Here is a 2917-nt window from a genome sequence, read left to right on the forward strand (position 1 = left end):
GGGTGGGTCCGGTTGAGGGGGCGTGAGCGCCATGGATGGCGCGACCGAGGCTACATGGACGTATTCACGCCGTCCCCCGCAACCGGACCCACCCCGCCTCCTCACAGGAAACCCGCTGTTGCTTCGGCTGTTGCTTCTGAGGTTGCCGGCCAGCGGCCGGCACTACCGCGGGTGCCGGGCGCCGCCCGGCCGATATCCCCTGCTTGACCGCAGCCGGGGCGCCACGGAGAATTCCGCGACTAATTCTCATTTGCTGTTGCGCAGGATGCGGGCGGCAGCCTTCCAGGCCCTCCTCCTTCGATGTTCAAGAACGTCCTGTTCCAACTGCACTGGCTGCTGGGCATCACCGCCGGCGCCGTGCTGGCCGTGATGGGCCTCAGCGGCGCCGTGCTGTCCTTCGAGGATGAACTGCTGCGGGCGGCCAATCCCGGCTTCGCCGAGATCGCCGAGCACCATGCCGACGGCCAGCTTCCGCTTGAACTCAGCGAACTGGTGCCGCTGCTGCAGGCCGGCAGTGATCGCCCCCTGCAACGCCTGCGCGTGGATGCCACCGGGCAACGGCCCTCGGTGGCGCGCTTCGCCGGTGGCAAGGAACACTGGGTCTACTTCGATCCGTACACCGGCGAGCGCTTCAGCGCCCTGCGCGGGCAGGCGTTCTTCGATTTCGTCGAGGACCTGCATCGCCACCTCGCCGCCGGCGAGCGCGGCAAATGGATCACCGGCAGTTGTGCCATCGCGCTGCTGTTCTTCACCCTGTCCGGGCTCTACCTGCGCTGGCCGCGGCGCTGGTGGCACTGGCGCAGCTGGCTGGCGGTGGAATGGAAACGCAGCGGCCGTGGCTTCCTGTGGAGCCTGCACTCGGTGGTCGGCACCTGGGTGCTGCTGATCTACCTGATGAGTGCGCTGACCGGCCTCTGGTGGTCGTTCGACTGGTATCGCAGTGCCGCCAACACCCTGCTGGGCGTCGCACCGGCCGCCAAGCACAAGGTCGCCACCGACGCCGCCCTGAACCTGGAACGCATCGAAGCCACGCTGTACGCACTGCCCGGCGTGCGCACCGGCTACATCGACCTGCGCCTGCCGGAGAAGCCGGGGCAGGCACTGAACGTGCGGGTGATGGCCGGTGATCCGTCGCAGCGCGGCGGCCAGCATGACCGCGCGCATGATCTGCTGCAGCTGGACCCAGGCACGGGGGCCACGCTCGATGCCCGCCCCTACGCGCGCCAGGGCGCCGGCGCGCAGCTGGCCACCAGCGTGTTCGCGCTGCACTCGGGCAGCTACTTCGGCGTGCCCGGGCGCGTGGTGGTGATGCTCAGCAGCCTGGGCATGAGCCTGTTCTTCATCACCGGCTGGATGCTCTACCTGGACCGCCGCCGCAGCCAGCGCGCCGCGCGTGACCTGCGCCAGTCGCTGCCAGCAACGCCTGCCGATGGCGGTGGTACGCCGTGGCTGGTGGTGCATGCCAGCCAGAGTGGACTGGGAGAACAACTGGCATGGCGCGCCGCCGCGCAGCTGCAGGCGTCCGGTCATGCGGTGCAGGTGCTGCCACTGGCCCGCGTCGATGCCACGCAGCTGGCACGCACCGCGCAGGTGCTGTGGGTACTGAGCACCTTCGGCGACGGCGAGCCACCGGATGCGGCGCGAGGCGCTGCACGACGGCTGATGGCACAGACACTCGACCTGTCAGGCCTGCAGTTTGGACTGCTGGCGCTGGGTGACCGACAGTACCCGCACTACTGCGGCTTCGGTCGCCAGGTTGATGGCTGGCTGCTCGGCAACGGCGCGCGCCCGTTGTTCGACCGCATCGAAGTCGATGCCGCCTCGGTAGCGGCCTTGCGCCAATGGCAGCTGCAGCTGGGCGCGCTGACCGGCATCGTCACCGATGACAGCGTGCTGCCGGCGGCCACGCAGATGCATGAGTGGCGGCTGCTCGGCCGCGACCGGCTCAATCCGGGCAGCATCGGTGGTGCTATCTGGCGCATCCGTCTTGCGCCACCGGCCGACGTGCAGTGGCAGGCGGGCGACATCCTGCATATCGCGCCCCGGCACAACGCACGGCACGCCAACGCCGTGTTGAAGGCACATGGGTTGGATCCGCTGCAGCCGCTGCTGGTGGACGGCCACCCACGCACCCTGCTGGCGCTGGCCAGTGAACGCGAGCTGCCCGAGGCCGACGCCGCGCTGGCGGTGCAGGATGCCTGCCTGTGGCTGTCCGGATTGCCAACGCTGCCCGGACGCGAATACTCCATCGCCTCCTCCACGAGTGATGAAGTGGTGGAACTGGTGGTGCGCCTGGTGCATGACCTGTCGGGTCGAGCCGGGCTGGGCTCGGGCTGGCTGGCGCTGCATGCCCCGGTCGGAGCCAGCATCGTGGCCCGTGTGCATCGCAACCCCGGTTTCCATCGCATTGGCGGTGTGCCGATGGTGCTGATCGGCAATGGCACCGGCATCGCGGGTCTGCGCAGCTTGTTGCGCGAAGCTGCCCATGCAGGCGAGCACGGGCACTGGCTGCTGTTCGGTGAGCGCCAGCGCGCGCACGACTTCCTGTTCGCCGACGAGATCGAAGCGTGGCAGGCCGATGGCCATCTCGCGCGGGTGGACCTGGCGTTCTCGCGCGATGGCGAAGGTGGTTACGTGCAGGATTGCCTGCATGCCGCCACCGATGCGCTGCGCGAATGGATGCAGCGTGGTGCGGTGATTCATGTCTGCGGCTCGCTGCAGGGCATGGCCGAAGGCGTGGACCAGGTGCTGCGCGCTGCGCTGGGCGATGAGGTTGTGGAAACGCTGCTGGAGACCGGGCGCTACCGGCGCGACGTGTACTGAGCCACAAGGGTAGTGCCGGCCGCTGGCCGGCAGGATCATCGACGGTGCCGGCCCCCGGCCGGCCCAAACCCAGCGGGGTCACGCCCCCGCCCGC

Annotated in this window: 1 protein-coding gene; it reads left to right on the plus strand. The window is 69.2% G+C overall.

Annotated features, from left to right (window positions below; translation table 11 throughout):
• Positions 1-300 precede the first annotated feature (300 nt).
• The gene (locus V3B48_RS18100; RefSeq protein ID WP_164081271.1) at positions 301-2823 is read left to right on the plus strand and encodes a sulfite reductase flavoprotein subunit alpha; all 2523 of its coding nucleotides are present in this window, start codon (positions 301-303) and stop codon (positions 2821-2823) included.
• Positions 2824-2917 lie beyond the last annotated feature (94 nt).

The sequence above is a fragment of the Stenotrophomonas sp. SMYL20 genome (assembly GCF_036320045.1).
GTDB lineage: Bacteria > Pseudomonadota > Gammaproteobacteria > Xanthomonadales > Xanthomonadaceae > Stenotrophomonas > Stenotrophomonas maltophilia_A.

What these genes read in the sequence shown, in the direction of transcription:
- V3B48_RS18100 (WP_164081271.1), top strand. Translation starts at nt 301, where the DNA reads ATGTTCAAGAACGTCCTGTTCCAACTGCACTGGCTGCTGGGCATCACC.